Raw genomic sequence first — 17,776 nt, 5'->3', positions numbered from 1 at the left:
TGCTATTAGGTTTAGCAAAGCCGTAACGGATCAATTTCCAGAAGCTCTAATGAAGCTCCAATAATGATGCGTTACGCTGCGCCAATCCATTTCACGAAGATGACGTTTAATCCCACGGACCTACTTAGCTCATCGCTGGTTCAACCCTTTGCAGCTCATAGCGATGCGAAGTGCAGCTTTCACAGATGACTATCATCTGGCTCATCATTAGTCCCGAACAATTAGTTCCAAACCAGTTAGTCCCAAACAACCGGTGACCCTTCACAAATGACAGTTATTCATACAGCTATTCATATTTCTTGATATCCATCCCTCCGCTGTTTTGCATTATATGAAGAACCATGTACAGTAGACTGGATGAGTTCTGCCAACGGCATGGTTGATTACGCGGCTTGGGCGATTTCTGACCTTTCAAGGCTTTCGGTTCCCGTTCTGGCAACGGCAGCGGAAGCAGAAAATTCACCCCTGGTTTTAGCAGGCGTGTTGCTGAGCCTGGTTGTGATTTATTTTGCATCTAAGCTAATTGGCGAAGTTTGCGCCCGGCTCAATCTTCCTCCAGTTCTCGGAGAGCTGGTTGGTGGCGTGGTCGTTGGCATCTCAGCATTTAATTTGCTAGTCTTTCCGCAGGCAGGCGACCAAACTTGGAACTCGCTGCTGCTTGATTTTCTGCAAGCGACAGCCGGGCTAACCCCTGACCAAACGCCTGCTGTCGCCTCTGGAATTAGCGAAGTGATCTCGGTGCTGTCTGAGTTGGGGGTGATCATTTTGCTGTTTGAGATTGGGCTAGAATCCAATCTTAAAGAACTGATCAAAGTCGGTCCGCAGGCTGCCGCGGTTGCCGTCGTTGGGGTAGCGGTTCCGTTTGCGATCGGCACTGCCGGGTTGAGCCTACTCTTTGGGGTTCCTGCCGTTCCTGCTGTCTTTGCGGGGGCTGCGCTCACAGCAACCAGTATTGGCATTACTGCAAAAGTGCTTGCCGAAATCCAGCAGCTTAGTACCAGAGAAGGTCAGATTATTATTGGTGCAGCCGTGCTAGATGATGTGCTGGGCATTATTGTGCTGGCGGTAGTGGCAAGTCTGGCAAAAACGGGTGAAATCCAGATTGGCAATGTTATTTATCTCATCGTAGGAGCCTGCGTTTTTTTGGTTGGCGCGATTTTTCTCGGACGCTTGCTCAGCCCTTACTTTGTTGCGCTGACCAACAAGATCCAGACGCGAGGCAAGCTGATTCTGCCTGCGTTTGCCTTTGCCTTAGTGTTGGCTTATGTGGGCGCAGCGATTCAGCTAGAAGCAATTTTAGGATCTTTTGCCGCCGGACTGATTCTGGCAGAAACCGAGAAACAGCACGAGATTAACGAACAAGTAATTCCGATCGCCGATATCTTTGTGCCAATCTTTTTTGTTGTGGTGGGCGCAAGAACCGATGTTAGTGTGCTGAATCCCTTCGATCCGGGCAATCGAGAAGGGCTCATCATTGCCGCGTTTCTAGTTGTGGTTGCCATTATTGGCAAATTGGTGACGGGGCTGGCAGTATTCGGTCAACCGGGAATTAATCGGCTGGCGATCGGCATTGGGATGATTCCACGGGGGGAAGTGGGACTGGTGTTTGCTGGCGTAGGATCTGCTACGGGTGTTCTTTCAGAATCACTCAATGCCGCCATTATTGTAATGGTGATTCTCACGACCTTTGTAGCTCCGCCGCTGCTGCGATCCGCCTTTCAAATGCCATCTGCGGCTCCAGAGAGTGAAAAGGCAATCGCACAAGCAGCCAACCAAGAGTCAATTCAAGATCCTCGCTAGCGGTCAGCTCAAAACGCTATGGGTGGATAACGTTACGTTTTGTCTCTATTCCATTGCTACGGATAGCGTCTATTATATAAACCGTCTTAACTTCCTCACACCGATCTGCTAACGCTGATGACCTTTAATCTCCTCTTGTTTCCGAGTCTCCTGGATGAAACTTTCGATTACAAACTCCGTTCAGACTAATCAGACTGAGCCAGTGCTTGCTCAGGGTTCCTCGATACCATTCCACCCTATGACATCTCTGCAATCCTCCGTCCAGCCTGTTCCTCACTCAAGCGATCGGCAACGTGCCCGGATAGGGGTCTTCGATAGCGGCGTAGGAGGTTTAACCGTTTTACGAGAGCTATATCGCCAGTTGCCCAACGAGTCAATCCTTTATTTTGGCGACACGGCTCGGCTACCCTATGGCACTCGCACTCAAGCTGAGATCCTGCAATTCGTCCGGGAGATCATGCTCTGGATGCAGCAGCAAGGCGTCAAGATGGTGATTATGGCTTGCAACACCAGTTCTGCTCTCGTGCTGGAGCAAGTGCAAGCTGAATTTAATATCCCGATTTTGGGTGTCATTTTGCCGGGAGCCAGAGCAGCTGTTCAGCGTGGGCGGCGGATTGGGGTGATCTCAACTCCGGCAACCGCAGCAAGTAATGCTTATCGACGGGCTATTCAGGAAATTAATCCCGATGTCGAAGTCTGGCAGCAGGGTTGTCCCGAATTTGTGCCGCTGATCGAGCAGAATCGGATTCATGACCCCTATACTCGTCAGGTTGCCAAGGCATACCTCGCGCCCCTGGTAGAGCAGCAGATCGATACGCTGGTGTATGGCTGCACCCATTACCCGCACCTTGCACCCGTGTTGAAATCGATCCTGCCCCGCTCGATTCAGCTCATTGATCCGGCAGCTCATTTGGTGAGAGCGGCGGCAAAAGAACTTGAAATGCTGGGTCTGCGAAGTACGCGCACGGCAATGCCCACTCAATTTTGTGTAAGCGGCTGTGCCGACAGCTTTGCTGCGCTCTCAGTTCAGTGGTTGGGCTGTATGCCGATCGTGCAGCACATTGACATTGCATCCCTGGCAAAGCAGCTCATGTCGCTTGAAATGGCAGATTAAGTAAAAGCCAGAAAGCACAGCCAGAAAGAGTTCAAGCTGACATCAGGGCCAGGGATAAAAAGGGTGGGGTATAAAAGTGATCTTAGCGGGAACGCTGAATCTATATCCCGCCTGCACCCATCCCTAGCTCTAGACAGTGATCTGCATTGACCTATGCACGCGATCGCTGTGCCAGCCGCAGCAGCAAATAGACTGCGAGTAGATACCCTGTCGCTAGAACCGGAATAATGATGGGGATAGAATCGTAATTCATAAGGCGGGTAATGTAAGAATTAAGAATGCAAAAATAAGCTGGAGTGCTACCACTCACAGGCGATCGCTGAGATAAACAGCCGATAGAATATACTGCTCATACAACTTGCACAAGCAGACTGAAACCAATAGGAACCCAGCGCTCAACTGACACTGAATCTAGCTCAATGCACTCTCTAAGCACGAGTCTCGGAGGGCATAGCCCATCTTTGGGAGAACCCAAATACTAAATTCAGCTAACAAAAACCCTGACCTTCCTGATCTCTAAAAGAAATCAGCAGGCAAGCTTTCAGAGGGTACATCAGCGAAGCGAAACAGAGCCAACCTTAGCAGTTGATTCGGCCGAACTATTGAATGAATTTTGAAATTCTTCTCTATCAGACTAACATAGGATTTCTGAGTTGAAAGCCTGGTTTCAAGGCTGATCTTTCACATTTTTATTAAGTTTTATAGAGAAAATCTGGCCGTAAATCTACGGGTAGCATTTCTCGTAATGTAGACTGAGTTTGTGGGAAAAAGCAGCTCGCGATCGTCCAGAAAAAGCGGCTAGAGACAAATCAATTCGTAACTCAATCAGCAACGCGAAGAGTGGCGCTTGATGAGCGACCATTGCCTCTAGAGCCTATAAGATACTTAGCCACATTAAATGGGCATCAATATCAGGGTTTTGTGCGGTAATCGTGATGTTCAGGGTTTCGTCAGTCACGGTCGATCGATAAGCCCCATAGCATTTCCAGTGACCAATGGAGAGTTGACCGACATTGCTTTCCAGAACCTGGTCTGCCAGAGCTACGGTAAAGCAGTGCCAATCGGACTGATAATTTTCCATACCTTTGGTCGATCGTTTAGTCACCCGTTCACTTAACCGAATGCTGCAAATCGTGGAGCAGACTAATCGTTCCCCCCAATGAATTCTTATCGCTCATCCAGCCAATTACTATTTTTTCTTATTCCATCAGGCGATAGGATCTTAAGGGTGACCGTAATCCTGCGGCAGAAACAGCAACTGTGAGCAGTATGTCTTGCTGCATCATGGCGGCCTGTTTGATGAATCGCGCGATCGATCGGCTGCACGACCCAAAGACGTTGAATCCAAAACGCCAGTCCTAATATCACCCTACTGTAGAACAGAGTCCACGGGTCACCGGACGATCGCACGTTTGGAAAACCCTTATGATTTGGCGAATGGCTTAGCCGATCGCTGGGCACGTTTTCCGGCAATGGTTTAAAGTTGAATGCCACATTGTTTAACCGCAGCATTGATCTTGTCGCTCAGCCTTAATGAGCGAATCACGACGAGCTGATATCTTTGTAAACGTCTCGCTTCCTGGTTTGAGAGGTATTTGAATTCATGGCTGCTGTAACCCAAGTGCCTGCTTTTTGTGACGGAATCCAATACTTCGGCGATTCGCTGCCGGGGTTTGACACCTATGGTAAAACGCCTGTCATTGCCGAGGGCAGTTTATCGATCGCTGATCCCACTGATCCGGCAGCAGTGTATCAGACGCTGCTCTATGCAGATGCTCTGCGCTATCTGACGCTGCAAGTTACGGGCAGCAAGGCATCGGGACATCCGGGCGGGTTTGCCAGCCAGGCAGAAGCTTATGCCGCGCTGGTGATGCTGGGACACAAGAATATCCTGACGGAAGTGGGGCATCATGCACCCGGATTTTACAGCGCGATGTTCCTCGATCGATCGCTGGAGGCAATGGGCATTGGCACGGTGCAGCAGTTGCGCGATCGGTTCCGCGAAAAGCATGGGCTATTAGGACACCTTTCCGGCTACATTCCAGGCATTCTAGCTCCAGCGGGTCCCCTCGGACAGGGACAGCACTTTGCCATGGCAGCCGCACTGCTCCACCGGAAGACGCTGTTTCCCTTTACGCTGGGCGATGGCGGGATGGGTGAGCCGTATCCGATGAGCAGCATAGCGCACTTCCACACCGCGTATCCGAGCGTAACCAACTTCCTGCCTGTGCTGGTGTGGAACGGCTATTCGCAGGAACATCACAGCATGGTGTCGCTACAAAGTAACGAAGGCATGATCGCCTACTGGCATGGAAATGGGTTTGAAGAAGTCGTTCTTGTAGACGCAAAAGATTTTGACGACCAAAACCAGTCTGGCACGTTTATAGACAGCACGGCTTTCTCGTGGGAGCAGCGGCTTGCTTTTGCCAAGTCTGTTTTGTATGGGGTGAACGAAGCGGCGCGATCGGCTCTAGGCGGAAAGCTCACCGTGTTTATCATCAAGCAGCTTAAAGGGGCAGGTGTTCATGCGCGAGGCGCAAAATCCCACAACCTTTATGCTCATCACACGCTCGACAACCCGGATATCGTGGCTGGGCTCAAAGCCCGTGCTCTGCCTGCTGCCGCCTGGGAACTGGTGAGAACCAACTGTGAGCGATCGGCGGGTGGACCTGCTAGCCAAGTGGCGGTGACAGAATCGGTTCTGCCCCTGCCCACTCTGGGGCAACTGCCGCTTGAAGAATACGAAGTCGGCGGCGAAAAGAAAGTGGCAACAACGACAATGGGTCGGCTTGTGGCAAAGGTCGGGGAGATCGATCGCCAGTATCTTGTCACCAACGCAGACGGCAACGAAGCTTCTGGAATTGCTAATATCAACCAGGCGTTGAAGATTATCCACCCAACGACTGACCCGCTCTATAATCAGCAGCCCGACGGTCAGGTCTACGAACCTCTGAGCGAAGATGCCTGTGCAGGATTGGCGGCAGCATTGGCACTGATGGGCGCACGAACGCTCTGGTGTTCCTACGAATCGTTTGCAATCAACGGCTTACCAATCTGGCAAACGGTAACTCAGGCAATGGCAGAACTGCGCCGCCCCACGCCGTCCACAATGACCCTCTTTACCGCAGGCGCACTAGAGCAGGGACGCAATGGCTGGACACACCAACGCCCCGAAATCGAGGCCTATTTTGCGGCAATGATGCGAAATGGTAATGTCTTCCCGTTGTTTCCGCCGGATGCCAACAGTATCCAGGTTTGCTACGACTGGGGCTTGACCACGCAAAATAAAGGGATTGTGATTACCGCTAGTAAGTCGCCGCTGCCGATTTACACCACGCTAGAGCAAACTCGTCAGGGCTTGCAGGAAGGCGCGATCGTCCTCCAAGAAAGCAGTGGATCTAAAACGATCGTCTTTGCCGTGATTGGCGACATGATTTTGCTGCCCGTCTTTGAAGCGGCGATTCAGCTTGAACAGCAGGGCTACGGAGTGCGAATCGTTTCCGTCGTCAGTCCACGTCGGCTTTATCGCCCCTCAGATGTGTCCTGGGAGACCTGCTCGGAGCCGGACGGTCAGTTTCTCGACGAGACTGGATTCGATCGCTTCTTTGGCGGCGATGTTCTTCTGGGTGTGACAGGCGGAGCCAGTGGAATGCTGGAACCTATGATGCTTCGTAGTACTGCTAAACGGGACACGATCGTTTGGAAGCGCGGCGAAACGACTGCAACTGCCAGCGAGCTGATGGCATTTAATGGCATCACTCCAGAAGGATTAGCGAAGCGAGCGATCGAGTTAGCGCAGTAAAAGAGCAGGTTAATAAGTGGGTAGGTAAGTAATGCCTACCCTAAAGGTTACCGGACGTTAGCTTGAGGACTGCTCAAATCTCTGCATCCATTCCCACCAGCGATTCAAAGGATAGTAAATTGCGGGTGCCCACAAACTGCTGAGAATGGCAGAGCTAAGCGCAATTCGCTGATGATAAGTCCAGATTTCGGACAGCGATCGATGGGGAAGATCCGACTGAGTAATACCTATCCAGGTAAATTGCAGAGCGGTAACGGTTTCAGCAACGACTGCCATACCAAAGACAATCAGGGCGATTGAAATAAACTCTTCCTGAACGTAGCGTTGCTTTTGCAGGCGGGCGGTCAGAAACCCGACGATCGCCAGACTCAACGCATGGGTTGGTTCTGGAGCAGTCATTGCATCTTGAAGCATTCCCAACAGCAGCCCCGCCAGTGCGCCTTGAAAAGCCGTTCGCTTTACGCTCCAGGCAACAACCCAGATCAGCAACCAGTTTGGACCCACCGACAGCAGTTCCATACCGGGCAGACGGGTGGGTAAAATCAGCAGACAAATCAGCACCGAAATTATCGTGATAGCCCAACTCAACCCCTGACGTGCGTAGGGATGCCATCGCAAAATATCAGGAGTCAAAAGCCTTGCCCCCCCGCCTCAGCATTCGCCAATTCTGCCTTAACGGATGCACGATCGCTTTCCCCCCTGCTTTGTAGCTCAGGCGGTGCATTGTTTGACTCTGACTTAGGATTGGGCGACAGCGTGACCCATTCCAAATGGCTTACAGGCGCAGACAGCGCGACAACCGCTTCTGGAGCAGGGCTTTTGTTGAGATTTACTGATTCAACTACCCCCAGCGGCAATCCGGGCGGAAAAAGCTGGCTGTAAGCAGACGTTGCCACTACATCGCCCGGACGCACATCGGGCACTTTGTCAAAAAATTCCATTACGACCCGGTTGGCAGACTGCCCGCGCACATAGCCCATACTGCGCGATCGGCTCACTACCACCCCCACCTGACTCGTTGGATCACTAATTAGCAGGACGCGGCTAGTATTGGGGGTCACCTGCACCACGCGCCCAATCACGCCACCCTCGCCCGAAACAACGGCACCCGCTGCTACCCCGTCACGACCGCCTCGTCCAACAATAATTTGCTGCCACCAATGGTCAGCACTGCGCCCAATGACCGGAGCAACAATTCCCGCACCATTGCGCTTTTGCACATAGCCCAGCAGCTCTTGCAACTGCTGATTTTGGCTCTGGAGTTCAATAATTTTTTGCTGTAGCTCCCTGGCGCGGGCATCTGCAATTGGATCCGCCGGAGCTGCCTGAGGAGCAAACGGTAACGACAGACCGCGATAAAGTTCAAATAGCAGTGAACCCTGGGTTTGACGAATTACCCAAACTCCCCCAACCGCCAGTAGCAGGATGCCTACTCTGACTCCGTTTTTGTCCCACCAGCGACGAATTGCGTACATTTAGAAATTGCGTGAACGACCGCTAAAGACGCGCTCTAGCTGCTTAAAGTTTTCCAAAACGCGCCCGGTTCCTAACACCACACAGCTCAGGGGATCTGCCGCAACGTGAACGACAATTCCCGTCTCGTGGCTGATCAGGGTATCGAGTCCACGCAGCAGTGCTCCACCGCCTGCCAACATAATGCCGCGATCGATAATGTCGGCTGCTAATTCGGGAGGGGTGCGCTCCAGCGTCCGCTTGACTGCCTCAATGATGACCGACAAAGGCTCAGCCATTGATTCGCGGATTTCTGGTCCCTTCACCGTCACTGTTCGGGGCAAGCCCGACAGCAAATGCAGACCGCGCACTTCCATCAAAGAATCATCATCGTCATCCATTGGGTAGGCAGAACCGATCATGATTTTAATTTCCTCGGCAGTCCGTTCCCCGATTACCAGGTTATGCACCTTTTTCATGTACTGGGTAATCGAGTCGCTGAGTTCATCTCCCGCCACCCGAACAGATTCGCTCAGCACCGTGCCCTGCAAGCTGAGCACCGCAACCTCGGTCGTACCGCCGCCAATGTCGATAATCATGTTTCCGGTCGGTTCTTGCACAGGCAGTCCTGCCCCAATCGCCGCCGCCACGGGTTCATCAATCAGATAAACGTCTCTTGCGCCAGCCTGGGAAGCCGCTTCCATGACTGCTCGTCGTTCAACGCCTGTCACGCCGCTGGGAATGCCAATCACAATGCGGGGCGAAACCAAGGTGCGACCTTCGTGAACCCGACGAATGAAGTGTTTGAGCATCAGCTCAGCCGTGTCAAAGTCGGCGATTACCCCATCGCGTAGCGGGCGGAGGGCAATCACGTTTCCAGGCGTACGTCCCAACATTTTCTTGGCATCTTCACCGACTGCCAGCGGCAGCTTTTGCTCCGAGTCGATCGCGACTACCGAAGGCTCTTGCAGAACAATGCCCTTACCAGAGACATAGACAAGCGTGTTGGCAGTACCGAGGTCGATACCCATATCACGCGAGAATGAGAAGCGATTGAAGAAACCCACTAATTCTCTAAGCTCCCAAGTTTAGTGCAGAGGCTTTGGTCTGGGTTGACGGTCTGACCAAATTACATGGAGGATTCTATTACGTTTTGATTACAGAGTCTAGTCAATCATCTTTGATGACGATCGCATTTCTAGCTCGTTCCCAAAAAGGTAGATTCTGCAAATGGTTCTGGAAGCGAGTTAGATCAGTACTCTTTAGACTAATACTCTAAGGATACGCGAGCGAGAAATTAATTTTAGATCGCTTTTGCGGGCGAACGATCGTCACTAATTATTATTGTTGAGATAAATACTGTTTGAGCGATGCCTGTATTACCTACCCCTACAGTGAAAGCTTGCTAAAAAGGCAGTTCAATCTTGTGTTCCTCCTACCGCTGCACTAGCCAAGCCCTGTTCCCAGGAGCTGTTTTTGATCTTGCCTATACCCGCCCCAAGGGAGTACAATTAGTACAGAGATACTAAAAGCCAAAGTCATACCGCCCTGAGCTGTGCCGTTTTGATTCATATTCATACTAAATTTGGTTCTAGCAAGTACCACTTTCAGTGAGTGCTTTTAGTCAGCACAGTCTGTAGTCGCTAGACTAGGTTGAATCCGTTGCTCAGAAGTTGGTCTAAAACTTGATTCGGTTCAAACCTGATCGATTGCGATCGACATGGGCAAAACCAGCACGAGACCAGCATAAGACCCGCACGACAACGGCTAGAAATACTGCTGAGAATATTGCTAAGAGTTAAAGAGAGGGCAAGATGAGCTTAAACACCGTAACGCTGGTAGGACGGGCAGGGCGCGACCCCGAAGTGAAGTACTTTGAGTCGGGCAGCGTTGTTTGTCGGTTCACGCTGGCAGTCAAACGACTGAGCCGCAATAGCGATGAGCCAGATTGGTTTGAGATTGAGATTTGGGGCAAGCCTGCTGAGACGGCTGCCAACTATGTTCGCAAAGGCAGCCTGATTGGTGTTTCTGGTTCACTAAAGTTTGACTACTGGCAAGACCGTAGCACTGGAGCCGATCGCTCGAAGCCCATCGTCCGCGTCGATCGGCTAGAGCTGCTTGGCTCTAAGCGGGAGAACGAAGCCGGAGAAGGAGGAAGCTACTCCGACGACGAATTCTAAATTTCCTTGAATTGATTAGATTGATTTGTCTAGGCGTCAGTATCCTCGACAAAGGAGGGTCTGCGATTGCCGGGAATTTGCCAATCCTCGTTTTCACCGCCAATGAGGAGTCGCTTAATCACGACATAATCTTTGCTGAGCTGCCCCAGCGCATTGATCAAAACGTCGAGCGCAAGGGCATCGCTTGTGCCGAGGTCAAACCAGCAACGTCCCCAGGTTCCCTCGTACTCGACTTCGCTCATGTTGTGCATAAGTGCCATAAAGCTTGTATCCGCAGCCTCTGGGTCATAGGTCAGATAGCTAATATCGCTGCCTGCCTCTTGTACCTGGAGGTTTTCGGCATTGAAGCCGCCCAACTTGCCCAGCAAAAACCAGGAGTTGAACACTTCCTCAACGTATTGCTGCTCCATTAGGGAAGGAACGGACTCAAACTCCAGCCAGAGCCAGAGATCAAAGAAATTGCATTCGCGGAATTCAACCTGCATAACGAAAAAAGTAGAAGGGTAGAAATATCGAGTTAAAAATGGCTTGATAAAGTTGCAGAGATCCTGCACTGCCCCCGCTGTTTTCCTGTCTGGGTTCCAACTTAGGGGAATTTTAAACTCTGAGCAGGCTTGGCTCCCTCCAGAATGAGAGGACTGGGCATCTCTTAAAAATTGTTGCAGCTTCTAACCCCTCAATCCCAGGAAACTTCTGATTCACTCAAAGTTCTTCGTTGGGGAATTTAGGGGGCGTAGCGGACTCTGTATCTCACTGATCTGCGATCGCAAAACATGGTCTAGGCGAGCGGTTCGACCGAGAATCATAACGGTTAAACATTCTCTGACATCGAGAACGAAACAGAAGAATGAACAGATTGACCCTCAGCCGCAACGCCGATCGCCTCTTTCAGTGAAGCAATGCCTTCAGTTTGCAGTTTTTCAGCCAGCCCTGTCAAAATTCGCTTTACCATCCACGGTCCCTCATACACCCAGCCTGTGTAAACCTGCACCAGACTCGCCCCTGCCGTAATTTTTTCCCAGGCATCCGCTGCACTGAACACGCCACCCACCCCGATAATAGGCAGGCTGCCCTGGGTTTGACGATAGATAAATCGGATGATTTCGGTCGATCGATCGCGCACAGGTTTACCGCTAATGCCGCCTGCCTCATCGGTTAGCAGTTTTCCGGTTGCGCTCAGGCGTTCAGTTTGAAGCTGATCTCGACGGATGGTGGTATTGGTGGCAATAATTCCCGCTAATTGATGCTGCTGTGCCAGAGCCAGCACAGACTCGATCGCTTCCCATTCCAGATCGGGCGCGATCTTGATCAGCAAAGGTTTTTGAGATTGGTTTTCGGCTTGCAGTGCAGACAGAATGGGCTCGAGCTGCTCAGTTGCCTGAAGCGATCGAAGTCCGGGGGTATTAGGCGAAGAGACATTGATCACGAAATAGTCTCCCAGGTTTTGCAGGAGGCGAAAACTTGCCCCATAGTCAGCCGCCGCTTCTTCCAGTGGGGTCACTTTTGATTTACCCAGGTTGATCCCCAACGGGATCGAGGAGCACCGAGCCGCACTCTGTCTTGATTGCAGCCGTTCTGCTAGAGCCGCCGCCCCCTGATTATTGAAGCCCATGCGGTTGAGAATTGCTTGATCGTGCGGTAGCCGAAACAGGCGCGGCTGCGAATTTCCTGGCTGAGGATGACCGGTGACGGTTCCCAGTTCCGCAAAGCCAAACCCCAGCTCTGACCAGATACCGGATGCAACTCCGTCTTTGTCGAAGCCTGCTGCTAGACCGATCGGATTGGCAAAATTTAGCCCCCACAGCGTTTGTTGAAGCATTGCATTCTCAAAACAGCAGGTTTGGCGCAAAAAATGCCGCAGTCGAGGCTGGACAAAACCGCGATCGCGATCAAGCCACTGCAATAAATCAATTGCCCGATGGTGAAGCTGCTCTGGATCGCCGACCATTCCTGAAAACAGGAGCGGTCGCAGCAAGGCTTGATAAAGGTCTGGATGAAAGTCTGAAGCGTTCAAGCGTGTATGTTGTGAGAGTGGGGAAAGGAAACAGGTGTCTCTTTCTCCAGATTACTCGTCAACCTGACCATTGCACCGAATTCGATCGCCAGATTGCAAAGCCAATTTTTAGGGAACTCTAGCGATTGCGGGAAGTGTTCAATGGATTTGCCCATTGATTATTCTACTTCCTAGTGGAATTTGTACTGAGCCAGGTTAATTATGCGCCGCCTGCATCGACCGGAGTTAGGAAGTAATGGGGTTGCCGAAAGAGCCATCAAGCTATGAAAAACAGCTCGTTGCCCTGGGACGAACGCTGCAAGCACTGCGCGAGGAAAAAACGATCGATGGCTTGATCAAAATTGGGTTGGACTACTTTCAGGCAGAGTTTGATTACGGTCTAGTCTGGATCGGGCTATACGACCGGGCGGAGCAGCTGCTAATCGGAAAGGGAGGCAGCCTACCCAAAGGAGAGCCATCGCTGCTAAAGCAAAAGGTGAGCCTGAATCCGGGCGACTTGCTCGAACAGGTCATTATGCAGCAGCGACCGATCGCCGTTCCCGATCTGCGAGAAGAATCCAGGGCAGGCGGGTGGCGTACCGTTGCTCAAAGAATGGGGATTCAAGGAACCGCAATTTTTCCAATTCGGCATCAGGGGCAGTGTTTTGGTGTAGTGATGCTGGGGGCACTGCTATGGGGCACATCTCCGCACATCGAAGAAAAAGCCCGCTTAAGCATGGTGCTCGGCGGATTTGCAGAAGCCCTGTTTCAAATTGAGACCGAGGCACAGCGGCAGCAAACCAAGCGCCCCGATGAACCGCTCTTGCTGCTGCTTTCAAAGCTGGGATCGCTGCCTACCCTGGCCAAGCGACTCGAGGCGATCGTGGCTGAAACCCATCGCTTTATCGTGCCCGATTCTCTCAAGGGTGGATCTGCTTCATACCGAACCAATATTTACTGGTACGAGCGGGAACACCGCTATTTCTGGCGACGCACAGGCAACCGGGCAATTTCTCCAGGCGAAGCCGAAACTAAAATTTTGGTGCAGGACATCGGCAGCCTCTACCAGACGCTCACTGCTGACCAGCTCGTATGTATTGGCGAGGCAAACAGTTCCTTTAAAGCTGATACAACCGGACGACTGATGCAGCAGCTCCAGACTCGATCGCTGATTGCGGCTCCAATCTTGTTTCAGGGAGAACTACGCGGTTTTCTGGCGATCGAAGGCACAGAGGCAAGAATCTGGTCCGAGGAAGACAAGAGCTTTATGCGGGGGGCGGCGCAGCTCATTGCCCTGACCGCTCCGCTTGAAGAAATGGAAGTCGCGATCCAGCAGGTGAAACAGGATCAAATATTGACGGCTGAAGTTTCCCGCGCCCTGTACAGCGAAGATGACTGGCGCAACAGTCTAAAACGCTGTGCTGAGCAGGTATGCCAACGGCTTAACGTCGAACGGTTTTTGGTCTTGCTGTACAACGGGGATCAGGAGCAGTTTGACATTTGTTTTCAGCATCAGCCGAAAAACCGTCGTCCGCTGGTTGCTCCGCTGGTCGCACTAAATCCGGTTGATTGGCAAATGCTAGAACGCTCGACCGAAGCGATCAGCATTGAAAATTTGGAAGACGACCTGAAGCTGATGACCTGGCGAAAACCGTTTCTCGATTTGGAGGTTCGATCGCTCCTGATCTGTAGTAGTGCGATTGGAAAGCCAATCGAAGGGCTATTGGTAGTGGCTCATGAAGCGCCCCGAAGCTGGAGCCGTGCCGATCGGGAATTGCTCCGCGTCGTCAGTCAGCAAATCGGGCTACTGCTACATCAGTTTCAGCTTCAGCATCAGACCGAGCAGCTTCAGAAAAACGTTCAGGTGGTGCAGTGGGGCTTGACCACTATGCAGCAGGCAACCGAACTGGACGTTCTAGAGCAGTCTGCGATGCAGAACATTGCTCAGTTGCTCCAGGCTCCACTCACGGCACTCATTAGCTGGCAGCCCGGACGCACTGTCGCTCAGATCTCCACCGCAGTTGTTGCTAAGCCGGGATTCAGAGTTGCTACCGAGCTGCCGATCCCCATCTATACCGATATGCTGGTTCAGACTGCCCTCCAGACCGACGGGCTCCTGCCCCTGACGATCGAAGAAGTCACGCCCGAAACCCGCCATTGGCTCAACGGCGCAGAAATCGGTCAACTGCTGGTGCTGACGCTGCGAACGGCTCCTGATCACGAACCTACAGCGATCGTCTTGATTGGCAGAGAGAAAACTTCTCCTAATTTGGCAGGAAGCCAGCTGGCCGCCCTGGGAACCCTAATGACTCAGTTTGCCTGGTGTCGCCGTTACCTGATCCTGACCCAAACCCTGGTGAATCAGCGTCAGCGGCTTTCCCAGATTAACTGGTACAAAATGCGGCGGCTAGACGAGGTTTATCGCATCTTAAATATTGCCCTGCGGCGGCTCAACGAATTAGGCAACCAGAAGGATGCTACTGCCTCAATGCGATATCAGCAAACCTTGCGTCATCTTGGAAATACGCTAACCTCGCTCACACCCGTTCTGAAACATGAACGCTGGCAGCTCCATCAAGAATATGAGTCGATCCCGCTGGCAAGCCTACTCAAACGATCGCTAGAGCGAGTTGATGTGATTATTAAACAGCGTCAGCTCTGGTCACAGGTTCACAACGAAGCGAGTTTGAGCATCGGCGGCGATATCCCAAAAATCGAGTTTGTGCTTTATGAAATGCTAAGTGCTGCCTGTCACCGATCGCCCCTGGGTGGACGGCTCGATATCTGGTGTCGTCAGGTGGAAGATCGCTGGCTCGAACTGTCGATTACCGATCATGGCGTGATCGAACAGCGATTGCTCCAAGAACTTGATGCAGGCAGAATGGCAGATTTGCTAGCTCCCTCGACACTCGATCAGCCACCCGGACTACACCTCTACGTTTGCCAGACTTTAATGCAGCAGCTCGGTGGCGAGTGTAAGCTGTATCGCCTGGAAGACGATCGAATTCTCAGCCGCCTGATGATTCCCGTTGCCGCTGGCATTTCTACAACCCAGATTAACCGGGGCGACGGAATGAGCACATTTTTCTAAGCCATCATCCCGCTCCAGGCCGGTCTACTCAATACGCTCCTTCTTTCTTAAAGACGGCCTGGATGGTTTTGAAGATCAGCTTGACATCATAGAAGAAAGACCATTTTTGCTGATAGGCAATGTCCATCTCCACAATTTCTTCAAAGTTTTCGACCTGAGAGCGACCGTTTGCCTGCCACTCGCCCGTAATTCCCGGCTTCACCAGCAATCGCTGAAAATGGTGTGGTTCATACTTCATTACCTCGTCAACGGTAGGGGGCCGAGTTCCAACGAGGCTCATCTCGCCCTTCAGTACGTTCCAGAACTGAGGAAATTCGTCCAGACTAGTGCGCCGAATAAATCGCCCAACTCGCGTAACGCGGGGATCATTGCGGTTTTTAAAGATATTGCCTTTGGCTTCGTTGTTGACCAGATGCTTCAGGCGATCGGCTCCCACCACCATTGAGCGGAATTTCCAGATCCGAAACGGACGACCGTGTAGCCCACAACGCACCTGGCTATAAAAGATTGGGCCAGGGCTATCAATTTGCATTGCCACAACCAGCGGGATGAGAACAGCCCCGGTAATTCCTAATCCCACGAGCGCACCCAGAATGTCCAGACAACGCTTTGCAATGCTATCCACGGAGGGATGAACCCCTTGCGGATTCAGCAAATCGCAGGCATCAGCAAGCATTAACTGCTTGTGGGAAAGATCTTTGAAAGCGTCAGATAAAACCATGACTGTTCGTTTGTACGTCTTGCAGTGAACGACTGCGAACTAGTTAATAATACTGAGAACTATACAAGGAGAAGAACGGGACTAACCAGTGATTTCACTGAAAGTTCTCTGAAACTTTGGAGATTGGACTCGAATTTGAAGTTCTGGTTTAGAGCGGAGGCGATCGAGTAACACGCAGGCAATAGGGTAACTGTGTTCGATTTAATGCCAGCCGCTTTGTAACTTTGTCATCTAATGTCATCTAACCTTGGGCATAACCAGTCCTGCCTCTGCTCTGCGATCGGCTTTACCCATAGCGATTTGCCCAGCCTAGCTCCGATTTAGCTCATTTAACCGATGTTTTCGATGTCTTCGTTGTTCCAGTTCTTTTATTCCAGTTCCTTTGGCTCCTTATCTTGGCTTTTTGCCTGAAATAGTCAAGTATTGCTGTCCCATTGTCTAAGATTTCAGTAGCAAGCATCACCTGCCAAGAGACAGTTTTACAGAAATTCTATTGTGAGCTACTTTAGATAGGGCTTTTATTAAGTTAGGTATAAATTTAACTAAGTATAAATTTAGCAAGCGTAGCTATCAATAAAGTTAGTTTGTTTTAGTGAAATTAGCTGAAATAACGTAATCTATGAATGAATAAATCGTCTCATCAGCCTCAACATTGATTGATGCCGACTTTACTCGAATACAAAAATAATTTTCAAACTATCTCTTTTGAAGTAGAAACAGCTCCTAAATTTTTCCAGAGAAACTTCCCTAGAGAGCCACTGATAGAATCGGCAATGCTAGCGGATCAATAAACTTTGCTTCGTCATTCTCTTCAGTGATGTCTTCTGGAAAGTTCTGCATTAAACCCCAGCGCAGTAAACGCTAAGCAAGACTGCTGCTGCATAAGATTGTCTCTGGTCATATTTCTAGTTAATCTCCTTGCTGGGTGCTGTCAATTCTGGCGGCAGCAAAAGTGGCGGGTTCTTAACGTAGGACTTCTGCAAAAAGCGATCGCCCCACAGAGCAGTCAGGCAAGTTGAATTCGGCCAGTTTTAATAACTTATTTTTACAGCTTTATTTCGTGGATCAAACAACTTTTATGATTAAAGCAAATGTTAACTTTGTCTTATTTTGTTTGCTATTAAGTTACTCAAAATACTCCAATGAAAAACCAAATTATTGATAAAAAATTAAATAATATTTCTGACCGCGATTCAAATCTTGTCAATCGGATTGCCTCCTACGAATTACTAGAAAATGACGTGTTGTTTAAGTTTATTTATGATCCCAGGCTAGTCTTTCTCGTAGACAATGATGTTTTTAATCAAGCAGAGAATCGCGCAGAGCGTAGTTCTTCTTGGGAGGGCAGTGAGCGCAAAGATGTTTTAATTAGCGGTGAAGGAGATAATCACCTGAATGGTGATCCCAGCCAAAATTTTCTAATCGGTGGTGAGGGAAACGATCGGTTGAGTGGTGGCGACGGTCATGATTTTCTGCTGGGCGAAAATGGCAATGATGTCCTTGGGGATTATATGGAAGCGAGCATCGGCATCCTTGGGCAGGACGCAGGCGACGATTTCATGGATGGGGAAATGGCAACAATCGTCTGAGCGGAGGCAACGGTACAGATTGGCTCTTTGGCGG

The 17,776-nt window shown here is 50.9% G+C and carries 14 protein-coding genes; 6 read left to right on the top strand and 8 right to left on the bottom strand.

What is annotated here, in order from left to right:
- The first annotated feature begins 375 nt into the window (after nt 1-375).
- Together NDA02_RS10320 and murI are read left to right on the top strand one after the other, a co-directional pair.
- Nucleotides 376-1,800 (top strand): cation:proton antiporter, encoded by a 1,425-nt coding sequence (locus tag NDA02_RS10320; RefSeq protein ID WP_190790044.1) that lies wholly within the window; start codon nt 376-378, stop codon nt 1,798-1,800.
- A 238-nt stretch (nt 1,801-2,038) separates the two neighbouring features.
- A complete protein-coding gene (gene murI / locus NDA02_RS10315; RefSeq protein WP_190790033.1) occupies nt 2,039-2,914 on the top strand; it encodes a glutamate racemase in 876 nt (291 codons plus the stop codon).
- An 874-nt stretch (nt 2,915-3,788) separates the two neighbouring features.
- On the opposite strand, the gene NDA02_RS10310 is transcribed toward murI, so the two are convergent.
- On the bottom strand, nt 3,789-4,019 hold the full coding sequence (locus tag NDA02_RS10310; protein WP_190790032.1) for a hypothetical protein: 231 nt from the start codon (nt 4,017-4,019) through the stop codon (nt 3,789-3,791).
- Between the two features lie 62 nt (nt 4,020-4,081).
- Nucleotides 4,082-4,426 (bottom strand): hypothetical protein, encoded by a 345-nt coding sequence (locus NDA02_RS10305; protein WP_348248696.1) that lies wholly within the window; start codon nt 4,424-4,426, stop codon nt 4,082-4,084.
- 91 nt (nt 4,427-4,517) lie between these two features.
- Here NDA02_RS10305 and NDA02_RS10300 point away from each other — a divergent pair, with 91 nt between their 5' ends.
- The gene (locus tag NDA02_RS10300; RefSeq protein ID WP_190790030.1) at nt 4,518-6,716 is read left to right on the top strand and encodes a phosphoketolase; all 2,199 of its coding nucleotides are present in this window, start codon (nt 4,518-4,520) and stop codon (nt 6,714-6,716) included.
- A gap of 57 nt (nt 6,717-6,773) precedes the next feature.
- On the opposite strand, the gene mreD is transcribed toward NDA02_RS10300, so the two are convergent.
- The 3 genes from mreD to NDA02_RS10285 are packed head-to-tail and all read right to left on the bottom strand — an operon-like array spanning nt 6,774 to nt 9,235.
- Nucleotides 6,774-7,349, bottom strand: a complete 576-nt coding sequence (gene mreD, locus NDA02_RS10295) for a rod shape-determining protein MreD (protein WP_190790029.1) — start codon at nt 7,347-7,349, stop codon at nt 6,774-6,776.
- Nucleotides 7,346-8,191, bottom strand: coding sequence for a rod shape-determining protein MreC (gene mreC, locus NDA02_RS10290; RefSeq protein WP_190790028.1), 846 nt, complete (start codon nt 8,189-8,191; stop codon nt 7,346-7,348). Before mreC ends, mreD begins: the two co-directional genes overlap by 4 nt.
- Nucleotides 8,192-9,235: a rod shape-determining protein gene (locus NDA02_RS10285; protein ID WP_347277815.1), complete on the bottom strand. Its 1,044-nt coding sequence runs from the start codon at nt 9,233-9,235 to the stop codon at nt 8,192-8,194.
- A 747-nt stretch (nt 9,236-9,982) separates the two neighbouring features.
- Between NDA02_RS10285 and NDA02_RS10280 the strand changes: the two genes are divergently transcribed.
- Entirely contained in the window at nt 9,983-10,348 is a 366-nt protein-coding gene (locus tag NDA02_RS10280; protein WP_190790026.1) for a single-stranded DNA-binding protein, read from the top strand.
- 29 nt (nt 10,349-10,377) lie between these two features.
- Here the strand turns inward: NDA02_RS10280 and NDA02_RS10275 are convergent, their stop codons facing one another.
- Together NDA02_RS10275 and NDA02_RS10270 are read right to left on the bottom strand one after the other, a co-directional pair.
- Complete coding sequence (locus NDA02_RS10275) at nt 10,378-10,833, bottom strand: DUF3531 family protein (RefSeq protein WP_190790025.1); 456 nt, start codon at nt 10,831-10,833, stop codon at nt 10,378-10,380.
- Nucleotides 10,834-11,159: 326 nt separating this feature from the next.
- The gene (locus tag NDA02_RS10270; protein WP_348254905.1) at nt 11,160-12,362 is read right to left on the bottom strand and encodes a quinone-dependent dihydroorotate dehydrogenase; all 1,203 of its coding nucleotides are present in this window, start codon (nt 12,360-12,362) and stop codon (nt 11,160-11,162) included.
- 235 nt (nt 12,363-12,597) lie between these two features.
- Here NDA02_RS10270 and NDA02_RS10265 point away from each other — a divergent pair, with 235 nt between their 5' ends.
- Entirely contained in the window at nt 12,598-15,432 is a 2,835-nt protein-coding gene (locus NDA02_RS10265) for a GAF domain-containing protein (protein ID WP_348254903.1), read from the top strand.
- 28 nt (nt 15,433-15,460) lie between these two features.
- Here the strand turns inward: NDA02_RS10265 and NDA02_RS10260 are convergent, their stop codons facing one another.
- Nucleotides 15,461-16,108 carry a sugar transferase gene (locus tag NDA02_RS10260; RefSeq protein ID WP_348254923.1) on the bottom strand — a complete coding sequence of 216 codons (648 nt, stop codon included), beginning with the start codon at nt 16,106-16,108 and terminating at the stop codon, nt 15,461-15,463.
- A 1,187-nt stretch (nt 16,109-17,295) separates the two neighbouring features.
- Between NDA02_RS10260 and NDA02_RS10255 the strand changes: the two genes are divergently transcribed.
- The gene (locus NDA02_RS10255) at nt 17,296-17,742 is read left to right on the top strand and encodes a hypothetical protein (RefSeq protein ID WP_348248705.1); all 447 of its coding nucleotides are present in this window, start codon (nt 17,296-17,298) and stop codon (nt 17,740-17,742) included.
- Nucleotides 17,743-17,776 lie beyond the last annotated feature (34 nt).

Origin of the sequence: Leptolyngbya sp. ST-U4 (assembly GCF_039962215.1) — a bacterium.
GTDB lineage: Bacteria > Cyanobacteriota > Cyanobacteriia > Elainellales > Elainellaceae > Leptolyngbya_A.
The sequence above is the reverse complement of the archived record's forward strand: the minus strand, read 5'-3'. Positions and strand labels throughout refer to the sequence as shown.

What these genes read in the sequence shown, in the direction of transcription:
- NDA02_RS10320 (WP_190790044.1), top strand. Translation starts at nt 376, where the DNA reads ATGGTTGATTACGCGGCTTGGGCGATTTCTGACCTTTCAAGGCTTTCG.
- murI (WP_190790033.1), top strand. Translation starts at nt 2,039, where the DNA reads ATGACATCTCTGCAATCCTCCGTCCAGCCTGTTCCTCACTCAAGCGAT.
- NDA02_RS10305 (WP_348248696.1), bottom strand. Translation starts at nt 4,426, where the DNA reads ATGCTGCGGTTAAACAATGTGGCATTCAACTTTAAACCATTGCCGGAA.
- NDA02_RS10300 (WP_190790030.1), top strand. Translation starts at nt 4,518, where the DNA reads ATGGCTGCTGTAACCCAAGTGCCTGCTTTTTGTGACGGAATCCAATAC.
- mreC (WP_190790028.1), bottom strand. Translation starts at nt 8,191, where the DNA reads ATGTACGCAATTCGTCGCTGGTGGGACAAAAACGGAGTCAGAGTAGGC.
- NDA02_RS10280 (WP_190790026.1), top strand. Translation starts at nt 9,983, where the DNA reads ATGAGCTTAAACACCGTAACGCTGGTAGGACGGGCAGGGCGCGACCCC.
- NDA02_RS10275 (WP_190790025.1), bottom strand. Translation starts at nt 10,833, where the DNA reads ATGCAGGTTGAATTCCGCGAATGCAATTTCTTTGATCTCTGGCTCTGG.
- NDA02_RS10265 (WP_348254903.1), top strand. Translation starts at nt 12,598, where the DNA reads ATGGGGTTGCCGAAAGAGCCATCAAGCTATGAAAAACAGCTCGTTGCC.
- NDA02_RS10260 (WP_348254923.1), bottom strand. Translation starts at nt 16,108, where the DNA reads ATGCTTGCTGATGCCTGCGATTTGCTGAATCCGCAAGGGGTTCATCCC.
- NDA02_RS10255 (WP_348248705.1), top strand. Translation starts at nt 17,296, where the DNA reads ATGAAAAACCAAATTATTGATAAAAAATTAAATAATATTTCTGACCGC.